Below are 15355 nucleotides of genomic sequence, written 5' to 3' on the forward strand. Positions count from 1 at the left end.
CGGTCACTTGCGGTTGTAGAGCCGCATCGTGACCGGGCCGAACACGGCGACGAAGCCCGCGCTGACCGCGGCGACCGCGACCAGCTCGCCGGCGTCGGGGGTGCCCGCGCACAGGGAGCGCACGCAGTCGACGACCAGCGTGATGGGGTTGACCTCGACGAACGCCTCCAGCCAGCCCGGCATCGTGGCCGGGTCGACGTACGTGCTCGACAGGAACGTCAGCGGCATCAGCACCATCATGCTGACGCCCATCACCGACTTCTCCGAGCGCAGCAGCAGGCCGAACATCGTCCACACCCACGAGAACGCGAAGCAGAACACGAGCAGCACCGCGACGCCCGCCGCGACACCGGCGAGCCCGCCGGCGGGCCGGAAGCCGAGCACCAGGCCCATCGTCACGATGACGACGGCGGCGATGAGGTAGCGCAGCAGGTCCCCGAGCAGGTAGCCGACCATCGGCGCCGGCCGCCAGATCGGCAGCGTGCGGAACCGGTCGAAGACGCCCTTCTCGATGTCGGTGTTGATCGAGACGCCGGTGTACATCGTGATCATCGCGATGCTGGACACAAGGATGCCGGGCAGGAAGAACTGCAGGTACGCCGTCGTGGAGCCCGCCAGGGCACCCCCGAAGAGGTACGTGAACATCAGCGTCATCATGATCGGGAACAGCGTCACGTCGAACAGCTGCTCCGGCACGTGCTTGATCTTGAGCACCGCGCGCCACCCGAAGGTGACCGACGCCGACCACGCCGTGGGTCGCGCCGGCGGCGGGTCCGCCAGCAGTATCCGCGCGATGTCGGCGGTGGCGGGTGCGTCGCCGGCCGGGGGCCCGGCGGGGGCGGCGGGGGACGCCGCGTCGACGGTGCTCATGCCGCACTCTCCTCGGTGGTGGCGGGGCGGTCGGTGAGGACGAGGAAGACCTCGTCGAGGCTCGGCTGGCCGAGCGAGAAGGTGTCGACGACGATGCCGGCGTCCGCGAGCGCGCGCAGCGCCGCGGCGGACCGGTCGGCGGCGACCGCGGTGGCCGTGCCCGTGGCACTGCCCGCACTGCCCGGCTCGCCCGGCTCGATCCGCACCGACAGCGCGACGGGGTCGTTCTCCCGGTGCGGGTCGGAGCCGAGGACCGGGGCCAGGAGCGCCGCGGCCTCCTCCCGCCGGGCGGCGTCGCGGAGCCGGACGTGCACCGAGCCCAGGCCGACGGACGCCTTGAGGTCCCCCTTCGTGCCCTCGGCGACCACGCGGCCGCGGTCGATCACCGCGATCCGCGATGCGAGCTGGTCGGCCTCGTCGAGGTACTGCGTCGTCAGCAGCACCGTCGTGCCCTGCGCGACCACGGCCCGCACGATGTCCCAGACCTGGTTGCGGCTGCGCGGGTCGAGGCCGGTGGTCGGCTCGTCCAGGAAGAGCAGGCGCGGGGTCGACAGCAGGCTGGCGGCGATGTCGAGGCGCCGGCGCATGCCGCCGGAGTAGCCCTTCGCCTGGCGGCCCGCGGCCTCGGCGAGGCCGAACGCGTCGAGCAGGTCCGCGGCGCGCGAGCGGGCCCGCGCCTTGGAGTGCCCGAGCAGCCGGCTCAGCAGCACGAGGTTCTCCGTGCCCGTCAGGTCCTCGTCCACCGAGGCGTACTGCCCCGTGAGGCTGATGAGGCCGCGCACGGTGTCGGGCTCGGCGGCCACGTCGTGGCCGAAGACGCGGGCCTCGCCGCCGTCGGGGCGCAGCAGGGTCGCCAACAGCTTGACGGTCGTCGTCTTGCCGGCGCCGTTGGGGCCGAGCAGGCCGTACACGGTGCCGGGCGCGACGGTGAGGTCGACGCCGTCGACCGCCCGGTTGCTGCCGAACGTCTTCACGAGGCCACGGGCCTCGATCGCCGGTGGTGAGGAGGAGGTCACGTCGGGTGTCCTTCCGGTCGGTCCGAGGGGGTACGACGGGTCGACCCGCGCCGCGCGCCGAACTCATCGGCCCGGGTCACCCGTTGACGGGCCCCGCCCGGCTCGGGACGCTGACGCCGTGCCCCACCCCATCCAGTTCGACGACGACGACCCCTGGCTCGCGCGGCTGCGTGCCCTGGCCCTGGCCTACCCGCGGGCCGAGGAGGTCGTCTCCCACGGCCGCCCGACCTTCCGGGTGGGGAAGATCTTCTGCCTGTTCGGCTCGGAGCAGAAGCAGCCCGCCGGCACCCGCGTGCCGCACCCGGCGGCCGTCGTGGTCAAGGTCGACCCCGCCGAGCTGCCCGCCCTCGACGAGGACCCCCGCTTCTTCCTGCCGCGCTACTGGGCCTCGTTCGGCTGGCGCGGCCTCGATCTCGACGCGCCCGGCGTCGACGCGGGCGAGGTGGCCGAGCTCGTCGACGCCTCCTACCGGCTCGTGGCGCCCCGCCGCGCCCTCGCCGAGCTCGAGGAGCGGACCCGGCAGGGCTCGGCGGGGTAGCCTCGCAGCCGTGTCGACGGCTCCCCGGCCGGGCCCGTCAGCCCCGCCCGCAGCTCCCGAGCAGCACCGTCCCCCGCCCGGTCTCCGGGTGGGGGAGTACCGCCTGCTCGCCCGCATCGGCGAGGGCGGCATGGGCGTCGTGCACCTCGCCCGCAGACCCGGCGGCGAGCGCGTGGCGCTCAAGGTGCTCCGCCCCCACGTCGTCGGCGACGACGAGGCCCGCGCCCGCCTGGCCCGCGAGGTCAACTCGCTGAGCCGCATCCGCTCGAGCCGCGTCGCCGAGATCGTCGACGCCGACCCGTGGGCGGACATCCCGTACGTCGCGACCCGCTACGTGCCGGGCCTCAGCCTCCACGACCACGTCCGGGAGGAGGGCCCGGTCGCCGCCGGCGACCTCGCGCACTTCGCCGCCGAGCTGTGCGCCGCCCTCGACGCCGTGCACCGGGTCGGCGTGCTGCACCGCGACGTGAAGCCGTCGAACGTGCTGATGGAGGGGCGCAACCCGATCCTCATCGACTTCGGCCTGGCCCGCGTCGCCGACGACCCGCGGCTGACGCACACCGGCTGGCTGCTGGGCACGCCGGGCTACCTCGCGCCCGAGATCCTCCTCGGCGAGGACGCGACGCCCGCCGCCGACGTGCACTCGCTCGCCGCCACCATCGCCTTCGGCGGCCTCGGCCGGGCCCCGTTCGGGCGGGGACCGGCGATGGCGGTGATGGACCGGGTGCGCCGTGGCGAGCACGACCTCGACGGGCTCCCGACCGGCATCCGCGCCGCCCTGGAGCGCGCGCTCGACCCCGACCCGGGGCGCCGCCCCTCGCTCGCCGAGCTGCGTGCCTGGATCGACCCCGCGGCCCTCGAGTCCTCCACCCGCGCCCGCATGCCCGCCGTCGGCGGTGCGGCACCAGCAGGTACGGCGGGCCCCGCCGCCCCGACCGCGGTGGCGCCGGTGTCGACCATGCCGGTCACGAGCGCCCCGCCCGGGTCGACGGCGCCACCGTCGGCCCCCGCCGGTCGCCCGCTCCCGCCGCTCGAGGCCCGCACGAAGGTGCTGCCCGACGAGCCGACCGCCCCCGAGCGCCCCGACCCGGCGAGCCTCATGCCGCCGGAGCGTGCGCCGTACCAGCAGCCGCCGCCCCCGCCGCCCGGGTCGCGGCCGCCGTTCGCGCCGACGATGCGTCCGCACCCGGGGCTGCACCCCGGTCCGCAGCAGCACCCCGGTCAGCAGCGCCCGCCGTACCCGCCCCCGGAGCCCGCGGGGCCCCCGGAGCCCGGGGCCCGCCCGCGTCGCTCGGCGGGCGCGCGCCTCCGCTCCGGCGTCCTGCTCGTGCTCCTGGGCTGCGCCGTCGCGGCGTGCGTGGGACTGGCGCCGTGGGTGGCGCTCGGCGGCGTGGCCGCCGGGACGTGGCTGCTGCGCGCCGGGTCGCGGGCCGCGAGCGCGGGCCGGGACCGGCGGGCCCGCCGGGGGCCGCGGTGGAGCGACGCCCCGCGCGGGGTGCTCGCGTTCCCGTGGCACGCGGTGGTCGCACTGCCGGGCACGGTGCTGCTGCTCGCGTGGAGCCTCCTGCTCGCGGCGAGCGTGGGCCTCGTCGCCTGGGTGCTGGGCACGTCGCAGCCGGTCGGCCTCGCCGCCGCGGGCGCCGCGCTCGCGCTCGGGGTGTGGACCGGGCCGGGCGGCGCGCGGGTGCGGGGACCGCTGGCCGCCGCCGTGCGCCCGGTCGCCGACGTCGCCCTCGCCTGGGTGGTCGCCGCGCTGCTGCTGGGCGCGCTCGTCGCCGGCCTGGGGACGCTCGTCCAGCAGGAGGACGCGCAGTGGGGATCCTCGCCCGCGAGCTTGGGGTCCGACCTGCTGGACGCCGTGCTGCCGGGCCGCTGAGCCGCCCGTCCGCCCACCTGGCGGGAGGCCCTCGCCCGGCCCGGCGTTCCGTGCCACACTCCGCAGGTGGCCACGTCGACGATCGTCATTACCTAGCGCGCCCCGGACCACCGGGCGCGCCGACCTCTCCTGACCCGAGAGGTTTTTTTGTGCCCGCACCCCGGTCGTCCGTCGCGCGCGCCCCGGTCCGCCGTACTCCCGCCGTACCCCCGAAGGACGCACCATGACCACCCCCGCCGCAGCACCCGCCGCCCCCGCCCCGCTCGACCTCCAGGGCGCCTTCCACGTCTACGACACGACGCTGCGCGACGGCGCGCAGCAGGAGGGGCTCAACCTCTCGGTCGCCGACAAGCTCGCGATCGCGCGGCTGCTGGACGAGCTGGGGGTGGGGTACGTCGAGGGCGGGTGGCCGGGCGCGAACCCGAAGGACACCGAGTTCTTCCGTCGGGCCCGCACGGAGCTCGACCTCAGCCACGCCCGGCTGGCGGCCTTCGGCTCGACCCGGCGTCCCGGCACGGCCGCCGCCGACGACCCGCTGGTCGCCGCGCTGCGCGACTCCGGCGCCCGCACCGCGTGCCTCGTCGCGAAGTCGCACGACCGCCACGTCGAGCTCGCGCTGCGCACCACGCCGGCGGAGAACCTGGCGATGGTGCGCGACACGGTCTCCCACCTGCGCGCGGAGGGCCTGGAGGTCTTCGTCGACGCGGAGCACTTCTTCGACGGCTTCCGGTCCGACCGGTCCTACGCCCTCGACGTGCTCGGCGCGGCGTACGAGGCCGGCGCGGAGCTCGTCGCCCTGTGCGACACCAACGGCGGCATGCTGCCCCGGTGGGTGGGCGAGGTCGTCGCCGACGTCGTCGCCACCACGGGCGGGCGCGTCGGCATCCACGCCCACAACGACACCGGCTGCGCGGTCGCCAACTCGGTCGCGGCGGTCGAGGCGGGCGCCACGCACGTGCAGGGCTGCCTCAACGGGTACGGCGAGCGCACCGGCAACGCCGACCTCGTCGCCGTCGTCGCGGCGCTGGAGCTCAAGCTCGGCCGGCCGGTGCTGCCCCCGGGCGCGCTCGCCGAGGCCACGCGCATCGCCCACGCGGTCGCCGAGGTGACCAACTTCCCGCCCGCGTCGCGCCAGCCGTACGTCGGCACGTCGGCCTTCGCGCACAAGGCCGGGCTGCACGCCAGCGCCATCAAGGTCGACCCGGACCTCTACCAGCACATGGACCCGGCGGGCGTCGGCAACGACATGCGCCTGCTCGTCTCCGACATGGCGGGCCGCGCGACCGTCGAGCTGAAGGGCCGCGAGCTGGGCTACGACCTGGCCGTCGACAGCCCGGAGGGCAAGGAGCTGGTCTCCCGCATCACCGAGCGGGTCAAGGTGCTCGAGGCCCGCGGCCACACCTTCGAGGCGGCCGACGCCTCCTTCGAGCTCATGCTCGTGGAGGAGCTGACGGGCGCGCGCCCCGCCTACGTCGAGGTGGAGTCGTGGCGCGTCATCACCGAGAGCCGCTCGGGGGGCGAGGCGCTGTCCGAGGCCACCGTGAAGCTGCACGCCGGCGGCACCCGCATCGTCGTGACGGGGGAGGGCAACGGCCCGGTCAACGCGCTCGACCAGGCGCTGCGCGCGGCCATCGGCCAGGCCTACCCGGAGGTCGCGAAGTTCCAGCTCATCGACTACAAGGTGCGCATCCTCGACCAGGGCCACGGCACCGACGCCATCACCCGCGTGCTCATCGAGACCAGCGACGGCGAGTCGTCGTGGGTCACGGTCGGGGTGGGCGCCAACGTGGTCGAGGCGTCCTGGGGAGCGCTGCTCGACGGCGTCACCTTCGGGCTGCACCGGCGGGGCGCGTGAAGGGGCGGGCTGGCAGGATGAGCGCATGACCCTCTTCGGTGCCCACGAACCCGAGCGCGAGCCCACCGGCGTCTTCGGCGTCGACGCTCAGGCGGCACCGGGGTGGCTGTCGCAGGAGGCCCTCGCGGAGTCCCGCGGGCGCGTGCCGATCCTCTACGTCGAGGCCGTCCCCGTGCGGGTCGACCACCTCGGGCAGGTCGAGCGCCTCGGCGTGCTCCTGCGCGGCTCGGTCGACGGCCGGATGACCCGGAGCCTCGTGTCGGGCCGCGTGCTGCTGGGCGAGTCGGTGCGCCGCGCGCTGCTGCGCAACCTGGAGAAGGACCTCGGCCCCGCCGCCTTCCCGCAGCTGCCGGCGAACCCGGTGCCCTTCACGGTGGCGGAGTACCTGCCGCTGCCCGGCGTCACCCCGCTGCACGACCCGCGGCAGCACGCGGTCGCGCTGGTGTACGTCGTGCCCGTGACGGGGGACTGCCAGCCGCGCCAGGACGCCCTGGAGCTCACGTGGCTCACGCCGGAGGAGGCGCTCGAGCCCGAGGTGCTCGCCGACATGGAGGGCGGCCGCGGGCTGCTCGTCAAGCAGGCGCTGGCCCACCTCGGGGCGCTCCCGGCCTGACCACGCGGCGGGCCAGGTCCGTCCACGCGGCGCTCAGGCGCTCGACGGGCAGTCCCTGCACCTCGACCTGCGCCCGCACCACCGGGACCTCGAGGGGCGCGAGCAGCGCGGAGGCGAGCAGCGGCAGGTCCCCCGCGACGCCGATCTCGGCGAGCAGGTAGCGCACGTGCAGCACCCCGAAGGAGTACGCCGCCAGCGAGCGCCCGTGGGGCGCCGCGGCCGCCTCGAGCAGGGCGCCGTGGAGCAGGTTCTGCCGCAGGCGCTCGGGCCCGAAGGCGAGCAGGCGCTCCAGCGGGTCCGCGCCCGGTCCCAGGGGCGGCGGGCCGCTGATGACCCGCTCCTGGAAGCCGGTCTCGGAGCCGTCGAGGACGGCCGCCATGAGCCCGGCGCGGCTGCCGAAGCGCCGGAAGATCGTGCCCTTGCCGACGCACGCCTCGGCGGCGACCCGGTCCATCGTCACGGCGTCGGCGCCCAGGTCCCCCACCAGGCGCACGGCGGCGCACAACACGGCGTCCCGGTTGCGGGCCGCGTCGGCGCGCACGCGCGGGGCGTCCGCGAGGGGCAGCGGCACGGGGGACGAGGTCGGCGTCACGGGGACGAGGGTAGACGATCGGCGGAGAAACGGACTATGGTCCGGGAATGGATTCGGACCGAGGTCCGTTTCGAGTCGTGACCACGGCCCACCCGCCCCTCCCCGAGGAGAACCCATGACCAGCACCGTCCCCGCCACCCCGGTCCGCGTCGCCGCCCTCGTCGGCAGCGTCCGCACCGGTTCCGTCAACCGCCGCCTGGCCGAGCTGCTCCGCGACCGCGCGCCCGAGGGCGTCGAGGTGGAGATCGTCGAGGGTCTGGGCGACCTGCCGTTCTACGACGACGACGTCGACGCCGCCGGCGCCCCCGAGGCCGTGGAGCGCGTCCGCGACGCCATCGCCGCCGCGGACCGCGTCCTGTTCGTCACGCCCGAGTACAACGGCCGCATGCCCGCCGTGCTCGCCAACGTCATCGACTGGGGCTCGCGCCCCTACGCGGCCGGCGCCCTCAAGGGCAAGCCCGTCGCCGTGGTCGGCGCCTCCTTCGGCCGCTTCGGCGGCGTGTGGGCCCACGACGAGGCCCGCAAGTCGGTCGGCATCGCCGGCGGCGTCGCCCTCGAGAAGGGCCTGTCGGCCACGCCGACCTCGATGGACCTCAGCGGCGACGAGCAGCTCGTGACCGACGCGCTCGCCGTGCTCACCGAGCTCGTGGCCCACGAGGGCGAGACCGTCGCGGCCTGAGCCGGGGCAGCGGGGGGCGACTCAGTCGTCGCCCAGCCCGCGCGCGTGCAGCGCGTCGCCCGTCGCCCGGGCGCCGGCGACCACGCGCACGACCATCGGGACCAGCAGGGCCCGGGGACTCCGCTGGAGTCCCCGGGCCCGTGCCGCGTCCCGGGTCTGCAGGGCGATCTCCAGGGTCGTCGGCAGGGCGCGGATCATCAGCGAGAAGGCGAGCCCGACCCGGGCGGGGTCCACCCCGAGCGGGCGCAGCGGGCCGAGGACGCGGGTGACGACGTCGATGAGGTCGTCGACCGCGGTCGTCGTCGTCAGCACGGTCGCGAGCAGGATCATGCCGAGCAGGTCGCCGACCGTCTCCACGGCGGGCGCCCAGCCCCGGGTCCACACCTGGTACGCCGTCAGCGCCACCGCGACGAGCGCGAACCCCCGCAGGGAACGCAGCGTGCGGCGCAGGGGGGCGCCCGACCAGGCGACCAGGCCCACCGTCAGGGCCACGAACACGACGGCGCTCGCCGGTCCGCGGACGAGGGTGACGACCACCGCGGTCACGAGGAGGGCGAGCAGCTTCGCACCGGCCGGGAGCCGGTGCAGCCACGTGCGCCCGGGGCGGTAGGCGCCCAGCGGCAGGGTGGTCACGCCGTGGCCCGGTAGTGGTCGACGACGTCGGCGGCCGGCCCGTCCGCCACGACGCGGCCGCCGTCGACGAGCAGCGCCCGCTCGCACCGCGCCGCCAGCTCGAGGTCGTGCGTCACGAGCACGAGCTGCTGCTCGAGCCCGAGGAGCAGGTCGCCGACGAGGCGTGCGTTGCGCAGGTCGAGCAGGGTGGTCGGCTCGTCGGCCACGAGCACGGCGGGGTCGGTGGCCAGCACGCCCGCGAGCGCCAGCAGCTGGCGCTGCCCGCCCGAGAGGGCGTGGACGCTGCGGTCCGCGAGCTCCCCGAGGCCGAACCGCTCCAGCACGTCCTGGGCCGCGGCCCGCCGGCGCGCCTTGTCGCGGTGGGTACGGCGCAGCGAGAGCGCCACGTCCTCGAGCGCGGTGGGCATGACGAGCTGCGCGGAGGGGTCGGTGAAGACGAAGCCGACGCGCCGCCGTACCGCCGCACCGTCCTCGGCGACGTCGACCCCGTCGACGACGACGCGCCCGGCGGTCGGCTCGACGAGGCCGTTGAGGAGCCGGGCGAGCGTCGACTTGCCCGAGCCGTTGGGCCCGACCAGCGCGACGCGCCGCTCGGTGAGGTCGAGCGTCGTGCGGTCGAGCACGAGGACGTCGCCGTCGGCCGTGTCGGCCCGGACGACGACGTCCTCGATCCGGATGTGACCCAAGGGGTGGTCAGCCGGCCGGGGTGCCGGCGGGTGCGGCGGCCGCGCGCCCGGCGGCCGTGCCGTCCCCACGCCGGGGCAGGAGGTCGGGGAAGGCCCGGTGCACGGAGAAGGCCACGACGGCCATGGCGACGTTCTTCAGCACGTCCCCGATCCAGAAGACCTTGTCGACGTCGAAGGCCGCGGCCCAGGTGAGGTCGGCGTTGACGACCAGGCCGGCCATGCCGAGCGTGTGGATGAAGACGGCGCTGCTGAACAGGCCGGCGGCGAAGTAGCCGGGCGCCGCGACGGCGCGGCGGGGGAGGCGCTCGACGATGAACCCGCACAGGCCGGCGGCCAGGGCGAAGCCGAGGAGGTAGCCGCCGGAGGGGCCGACGATGACCCCGAGCCCGGAGGCGCCGCCGGAGAAGACGGGCAGGCCGACCGCGCCGGCCGCGACGTACAGCAGGACGGCCAGGAAGCCGCGGCGCGCGCCGAGGACGGCGCCGGCGAGCAGCACGCCGAAGGTCTGCAGCGTGATGGGGACCGGTCCGGCGAGCTTGATCGCCGGGAGGATGGCGCAGATCGCGATGAGGGCGGCGAAGCCGGCGACGAGCGCGATGTCGGTGCCGGTCGAGCGGCGCGGGCGGCCGGTGCGGGAGGGGGTGCTCATGCGGGGTGCTCCTGGGGGATCCGGACCTGACCGGTGGTCAGGTGAACGGCGTTCAGGTTAGGGTCGGAGTCCCGGTCGGTCAATCGGGGTCCGCCTGCCGGGCCCCGCGAGGAGGAGTCGTGGCGCTCGTGCGGTACCACCGCCCCGACGTCGTCGCCCGCGCCGTCGACGTGCTCGACCGCTACGGGCTCGGCGACCTGTCGATGCGCCGCCTGGGCGCCGAGCTGGGCGTGCGGCCGAGCGCGCTCTACCACCACTTCCCGAGCAAGCAGGCGCTGCTCGCCGCCGTCGCCGACGAGATCCTCGCCCGGGCGCGCTTCGAGCCCGACCTCGCCGCCCCCTGGGACGCGCAGGTCGCCGCCGTGTGCGGGTGGGTGCGGGACGCGGTGCTCGCCTACCGCGACGGGGGCGAGGTCGTGGCGACGGCGTACGCCTTCGGCACCGGGGCCACCGCGCCGTACGACGCGCTCCTCGCCGCGCTGCGCGCCGGCCGGGCCGAGGGGCTCGGCGAGGTGGACGAGGGGCTGGCCGAGATCGGGGCGCGCACGCTGCTGCACTTCGTGCTCGGCCACGTCGTCGCCGAGCAGACCCACCTCCAGGCGGCGAGCGCCGGCGCCATCGACGACGCCCCCCGCTCCGGCGGCGACTTCGCCGTCGGCCTCGGCATCGTGCTCGACGGGCTCCGCGCGCGGGTCGGGGCGCGGTAGGAGGGGCGGGCGCCAGCAACACCGCGGTGAGTTCAGCAACGTCCCCACCGGCGGGATCGAACGATGGGACCCCGAGCAGGTCGCCAACGCCGCGGCGATCATCGTCGCCGGTGAGGAGATCCCCGTACCGGCGCGTGCCCAGGCCATCGCGGTCATGACCGCGATGGGCGAGTCCAGCCTCAAGGTCATCGACTACGGCGACAACGCCGGCCCGGACTCCCGCGGGCTCTTCCAGCAGCGCGCCAACGGCGCCTGGGGCAGCTACGAGGAGCGGATGGACCCCGCATGTCCTCGATCAACTTCTACGAGGCCCTGCTGCGCGTCGAGGGCTGGGAGACCATGGAACCCACGCTCGCGGCGCACAAGACCCAACGCAACGCCGACCCCTTCCATTACGCCCCGCTGTGGGACGACGCGGTCGACCTCATCACCCAGATGACCGACGCCGGCGTCGAGGTCCTCGAGGCCGGCCAGCCCTGCTCCGGGCTCAACGTCCCACCCGGTGAGGTGACCTACCCGGTCGCCAACGGGGTCTCGATCGACCGGCAGAACTGGGGCAACTCCGGCGGCAACTGGGCCCGCGCCCACACCGGCGCCGACTTCTCCCTGCCCTGCGGTGAGCCGGTCTACGCCGCCCACGCCGGCGTCGTGCGCACCGACCCCTCACAGAGCGGCTGGGCCGGCCCGAACTTCATCAAGATCGAGACCGGACCCGGCGCCCTCACCACCTGGTACTCCCACATGGCCGCCGCCGACTTCGCCGACGGCGACCAGGTCCAGTCCGGGCAGATCGTGGGCTACGTCGGGTCCCTCGGCAACAGCACCGGCTGCCACCTGCACTTCGAGGTCCACCCCACCAACGGCTCCATCTACGCCGACAACATCAACCCCTCGACCTGGCTACGCAACAACGCCGGCCGCACCCTCACCCCATGACCGCGCCAAACAAGCCGCATGAACCGGCTCAACGATCAGACCACCGCCCAACCCCCGATCGTCGATCCGCCCGCGTGCCTGCCGCCGACTCCCATCGTCGACAGGCTCGTCGGAGCGCTCGACGTCGTCGTGATCCTGGCGGTGATCGGCCTAGTGCTCGGCCTGCTGCTCCACCTCCTCGCACGCCGCGACGACCTCAGATTCCTCGACGATGAACCCGTACCGCGCCTGGCGCGCTGGATCATGGGGGTCTCCGCCGCGCTGGGGGCGGCCGCGCTGCTCATGCGCGTCCTCATCGGAAATTGCTGACCGACGAGGGCGAGCAAGGTCGGTCGGGGTTCAGTCGAGTGCGGTCGCGCCGCCCGGCGCCTACCCTGGGCAGCAGGCCAGCGGATCGACGGAGAGAAGGGGGTGGTGGCGGTGACGCAGCGTGTGCTGTTCGGCGACGTGAAGCCGTTCGACGTGCCCGCCGACCTCGACGAGCTTCGCGGGCCCGTAGGGACCATGGTCGAAGTGCTCCTCTGGGTGATCTGGTCGCCCAACCCCCGGGCGATGGACCTGGCCAACCCCGCGGTGGAGCGCATGGTCTACGGCGCCGCGGTGGTCGAGGGCACCGTCGAGATCCAACGCAGCCTGCTCAACAGTGACCGGCTGGTGGCGCTGTGGGACGACCTGGTGCTGCCCCAGCGGGTGCGCACGGGCTGGGAGGAGCGATTCCCGCTCCTGGCCAGTACCGACGCCTACGACAAGAACGACGACCCGCCGTGACCCCTGAGGACGACGCGACCCGCGCCTTCCGCTGTGAGGTCTCCCATGCAGTCCTGTCCGCGATCGCGAGCGACGACTTCGCCCTCGCGGGCGCCGGGGCGATCCTCGAGCACGGCATCAGCATCCGCCCCATCCAGGACGTCGATCTATTCACCGCCCGCCAGGATGTCGAGGCGTTCTCAACCGCGGTCGACCAGGCCGTCACCGGCCTGCATGAGCGCGTTACACCGCCACCGTGGAGCGCCGTGCACCGCAGTTCGCACGCTTGCAGGTGACCCGCGAAGCCAGCGAGACATAGAGCCGGTCGGATGACCGACGGGACCGCCCGCGACGCCGCCGCCCGGGACGTCGACCGAAGCGACGATCAGCCCGCTCGTGCGGTAACCGTCAGCACGGGGAAGGTCACGGCGTCACGGGTCCGGAACACCGACCGCTCGCGAGCCCGCCAGTTGGTGGCCAGCGCCGCCCACGCGACGGCTACTCGGATGCGCAGCACCGCCACCCGACTCGACGTGCTCGCCGAACGCCTCGCCTCCGCTGCGGGGCAGCAACGGGTGCTCCCGCCGAGTCCGAGTTCGTATCCGCAGGTCGGCGCGCTGCTGGACCGCGGCAGCGCTAACGTGAGCGCACCGGCACGACAAGCCGCCCCCAGCCCGGGACAGTCGCAACCGGCGGCCACGCCGACCGACTTCGAGGTCAACGAAGCGGTGTCAGGTGACGACCGGGTTGCGCGCCGGTTCTGGTCGCACGTCGTGCTCATCCCGGGGTCGTCATGCGCCTGGTGGGTCGGCGCGATCTCCGGTCACGGTCACGGCCGGTTCTGGGTGCGATCGAAGGCCGATGGCAGCGACCATGTGGTGGTCGCCCACCGCTTCGCCTACGCGCTCGCGCACGGCCGAGCGGCGCTTGAGGCGGCGCCGATGCTGACCCACCGATGCGACAACCCGCTGTGCGTGAACGTCAATGACCTACAGGTCGGAGACGCCCTGTCGAACGGTCAGGAATGGGCGACGCGACGCCCACCGCATCGGGAGCCCGCTGCGTGATGTCCGGGGCTTCTACCGGCGTGCTCGGGCCTTCAGGGAAGCGTTGCAGCGCGGAGCCGGGCTCGAGGAGGTGCGGCGAGCTGGCGACCCCGATGCCGATCAGCCCGCGCTCTTCTAGCCTCCGAGCCGGTTCGTAAACCCGGTTCCGCTCCGGGGGCTATGGCTGGACAACATCCCCGCCTACCGAGTGCGATCCGCGTCTTCACACCTGCCGTCGGGGCTCGATGAACTTGCTTGGGATGCCCATCGGACGACACCGACGAGAAGTAGCACGGCGAGGAGATGGCCGGCCAGAACCCCGAGCACGAGGAGTGTGGCGGCGCCATGGACGCCTGCCGGCAGCGGAGTGGTGTCGCCCGCGAATCGGAGGACGAAGGGGACGGCGACCAACCAACCCTGCACAGGTGCTGACACGACCGGCGTAATGACCGCGGTCGTCACCCACGTACCTAAGGAGCGTCGCGCCCCACAAGCCATGCGGCCTGTGCTGCCACCACCAACCCGCCGCAGCGGGGCGCCGACCCGAGCCTAGGGTTGAAACGCGGATTCCCGCAGCGTCACATGGCCAGTATTACTATGTCTGATAGTAGATGCGGGCTTGCGATGCGGAGGTACGGGCGTTGAACTTGCAGACAAGGATCTCGTTGGTGATCGGGGCGGTCGTGGCGTTGATCGTCGCTGCCGTCGCCATCGTCTCGCTGACCGGAGGGGGAGAGACGCCGACCGAGACCGTCGACGACACCGTCAGCGAGTCACCCCTCGTCCGCGCCGACAGCAGGATCCTCGGTGAGGAGGGGTCATCGGGCGTGACCTTCGTCGAGTTCCTCGACTTCGAGTGCGAGTCGTGCGGTGCGGCCTACCCGGTCGTGGAGCAGCTCCGCGAGGAGTACGCCGGCCGAGTGACCTTCGTGGCGCGCTACTTCCCGCTGCCGGGCCACTTCAACTCCGAGCGCGCCGCCCGAGCGGTCGAGTCGGCTGCCCGGCAGGGCGAGTTCGAGGCGATGTACCAGACCATGTTCGAGACCCAGGCGTCGTGGGGTGAGGGGAGCGCGCCGCTGGACGATCTCTTCCGCAGCTACGCGGTGGACCTCGGCCTGGACATGGCGCAGTACGACGCCGACTACGCCTCCGCCGAGGTCGCCGACCGGGTGCAGGCCGACGTCGAGGACGGCCACAGCCTGAACGTCTCGGGGACGCCGACCTTCTACATCGACGGTCGACTGGTCCAGCCCGAGACCGTGCAGGACCTCGCCGACGCACTCGACAGAGCGCTCGGTGAGTGAAGCACCGACCAGCCGACGGCCCGCGGATCGCCCGTTGGCGTGGTGGCTGCTGGCTGCCGGAACCGTTGGGCTGGTGGCGGCTGCAGTCCTCCTCGTCGAGCGGATCCGGCTGGCCGAGGACTCGGGATACGTTCCCAGCTGCAGCATCAACCCGGTCCTGAGCTGCGGGTCGGTGATGGAGTCGGCCCAGGCGTCGCTGCTGGGTTTTCCCAACCCGGTGATCGGAGTGGCCGCGTTTCCCGTCGTCCTCGCGACCGGCGCGGCGTTGCTGGGCGGCGCCGGCCTGGCTCGGTGGTACTGGGGCGGTCTCCAGGCCGGCGTGACCCTGGGATTGGTCTTCGTCGGGTGGCTGATCTTCCAGAGCCTCTACCGGATCGGGGCGCTGTGCCCCTACTGCATGGTCGTGTGGGCCGTGGTGCTGCCGACGTTCTGGTTCGTGACGCTGCGCAACATGCGTGCCGGGGTGTTCGGACACAGGATCGTCGAGCATCGAGGTGTCGCGGCGCTCCACGCCTGGCGGGCTCCGGTGCTGCTGGCGGCCTACCTCGTCGTGCTGACCCTCATCGGCGTCCGGTTCTGGTCCTACTGGTCGAGACTGCTATGAGGCG

19 protein-coding genes are annotated in these 15355 nt (G+C 74.0%); 13 read left to right on the top strand and 6 right to left on the bottom strand.

From position 1 onward, the window contains the following. Positions 1-3: 3 nt before the first annotated feature. Positions 4-870, bottom strand: a complete 867-nt coding sequence (locus INN71_RS01165) for an ABC transporter permease (RefSeq protein ID WP_301799237.1) — start codon at positions 868-870, stop codon at positions 4-6. Continuing rightward, a complete protein-coding gene (locus tag INN71_RS01170) occupies positions 867-1886 on the bottom strand; it encodes an ATP-binding cassette domain-containing protein (protein ID WP_301799240.1) in 1020 nt (339 codons plus the stop codon). Before INN71_RS01170 ends, INN71_RS01165 begins: the two co-directional genes overlap by 4 nt. Positions 1887-2004: 118 nt before the next feature. Here INN71_RS01170 and INN71_RS01175 point away from each other — a divergent pair, with 118 nt between their 5' ends. The 4 genes from INN71_RS01175 (at position 2005) to INN71_RS01190 (ending at position 6768) form a co-directional block, all read left to right on the top strand. After that, positions 2005-2424: an MmcQ/YjbR family DNA-binding protein gene (locus tag INN71_RS01175; protein ID WP_301799241.1), complete on the top strand. Its 420-nt coding sequence runs from the start codon at positions 2005-2007 to the stop codon at positions 2422-2424. A 10-nt stretch (positions 2425-2434) separates the two neighbouring features. Beyond that, a complete protein-coding gene (locus INN71_RS01180) occupies positions 2435-4300 on the top strand; it encodes a serine/threonine-protein kinase (protein WP_301799243.1) in 1866 nt (621 codons plus the stop codon). 223 nt (positions 4301-4523) lie between these two features. Then, positions 4524-6155, top strand: a complete 1632-nt coding sequence (cimA, locus tag INN71_RS01185; RefSeq protein ID WP_277497683.1) for a citramalate synthase — start codon at positions 4524-4526, stop codon at positions 6153-6155. A 25-nt stretch (positions 6156-6180) separates the two neighbouring features. Continuing rightward, positions 6181-6768 carry an NUDIX hydrolase family protein gene (locus INN71_RS01190; protein WP_277497682.1) on the top strand — a complete coding sequence of 196 codons (588 nt, stop codon included), beginning with the start codon at positions 6181-6183 and terminating at the stop codon, positions 6766-6768. Here INN71_RS01190 and INN71_RS01195 read toward each other — a convergent pair. Continuing rightward, the gene (locus INN71_RS01195; RefSeq protein ID WP_277497681.1) at positions 6728-7360 is read right to left on the bottom strand and encodes a TetR/AcrR family transcriptional regulator; all 633 of its coding nucleotides are present in this window, start codon (positions 7358-7360) and stop codon (positions 6728-6730) included. The two genes, INN71_RS01190 and INN71_RS01195, sit on opposite strands and share 41 nt — an antisense overlap. Positions 7361-7475: 115 nt before the next feature. Between INN71_RS01195 and INN71_RS01200 the strand changes: the two genes are divergently transcribed. After that, on the top strand, positions 7476-8039 hold the full coding sequence (locus INN71_RS01200; protein WP_277497680.1) for an NADPH-dependent FMN reductase: 564 nt from the start codon (positions 7476-7478) through the stop codon (positions 8037-8039). A 21-nt stretch (positions 8040-8060) separates the two neighbouring features. On the opposite strand, the gene INN71_RS01205 is transcribed toward INN71_RS01200, so the two are convergent. From INN71_RS01205 to INN71_RS01215, 3 genes are read right to left on the bottom strand one after another with little or no spacing between them, the layout of a single operon-like run. Then, the gene (locus tag INN71_RS01205) at positions 8061-8672 is read right to left on the bottom strand and encodes an energy-coupling factor transporter transmembrane protein EcfT (RefSeq protein ID WP_277497679.1); all 612 of its coding nucleotides are present in this window, start codon (positions 8670-8672) and stop codon (positions 8061-8063) included. After that, on the bottom strand, positions 8669-9358 hold the full coding sequence (locus INN71_RS01210) for an energy-coupling factor ABC transporter ATP-binding protein (RefSeq protein ID WP_277497678.1): 690 nt from the start codon (positions 9356-9358) through the stop codon (positions 8669-8671). The genes INN71_RS01205 and INN71_RS01210 overlap by 4 nt, the downstream gene beginning before the upstream one ends. Positions 9359-9365: 7 nt before the next feature. Continuing rightward, entirely contained in the window at positions 9366-10007 is a 642-nt protein-coding gene (locus tag INN71_RS01215) for a biotin transporter BioY (protein WP_277497677.1), read from the bottom strand. Positions 10008-10126: 119 nt separating this feature from the next. Between INN71_RS01215 and INN71_RS01220 the strand changes: the two genes are divergently transcribed. The 8 genes from INN71_RS01220 to INN71_RS01255 all read left to right on the top strand — a co-directional run bounded on the left by INN71_RS01220 (position 10127) and on the right by INN71_RS01255 (position 15351). Continuing rightward, positions 10127-10714, top strand: a complete 588-nt coding sequence (locus INN71_RS01220; protein WP_277497676.1) for a TetR family transcriptional regulator — start codon at positions 10127-10129, stop codon at positions 10712-10714. Between the two features lie 285 nt (positions 10715-10999). Continuing rightward, on the top strand, positions 11000-11650 hold the full coding sequence (locus INN71_RS01225; RefSeq protein ID WP_277497675.1) for a M23 family metallopeptidase: 651 nt from the start codon (positions 11000-11002) through the stop codon (positions 11648-11650). Between the two features lie 18 nt (positions 11651-11668). Continuing rightward, entirely contained in the window at positions 11669-11959 is a 291-nt protein-coding gene (locus INN71_RS01230; RefSeq protein WP_277497674.1) for a hypothetical protein, read from the top strand. Positions 11960-12064: 105 nt separating this feature from the next. Next, positions 12065-12418: a transcriptional regulator gene (locus INN71_RS01235; RefSeq protein WP_277497673.1), complete on the top strand. Its 354-nt coding sequence runs from the start codon at positions 12065-12067 to the stop codon at positions 12416-12418. After that, positions 12415-12693 carry a hypothetical protein gene (locus INN71_RS01240; protein ID WP_277497672.1) on the top strand — a complete coding sequence of 93 codons (279 nt, stop codon included), beginning with the start codon at positions 12415-12417 and terminating at the stop codon, positions 12691-12693. Before INN71_RS01235 ends, INN71_RS01240 begins: the two co-directional genes overlap by 4 nt. A 33-nt stretch (positions 12694-12726) precedes the next feature. Continuing rightward, complete coding sequence (locus INN71_RS01245; RefSeq protein ID WP_277497671.1) at positions 12727-13464, top strand: hypothetical protein; 738 nt, start codon at positions 12727-12729, stop codon at positions 13462-13464. 647 nt (positions 13465-14111) lie between these two features. Then, the gene (locus INN71_RS01250) at positions 14112-14747 is read left to right on the top strand and encodes a thioredoxin domain-containing protein (protein WP_277497670.1); all 636 of its coding nucleotides are present in this window, start codon (positions 14112-14114) and stop codon (positions 14745-14747) included. A gap of 34 nt (positions 14748-14781) precedes the next feature. After that, positions 14782-15351: a vitamin K epoxide reductase family protein gene (locus tag INN71_RS01255; RefSeq protein WP_277497669.1), complete on the top strand. Its 570-nt coding sequence runs from the start codon at positions 14782-14784 to the stop codon at positions 15349-15351. Positions 15352-15355 lie beyond the last annotated feature (4 nt).

This window comes from Nocardioides sp. ChNu-153, from assembly GCF_030466625.1.
Taxonomy (GTDB): Bacteria; Actinomycetota; Actinomycetes; order Propionibacteriales; family Nocardioidaceae; genus Nocardioides.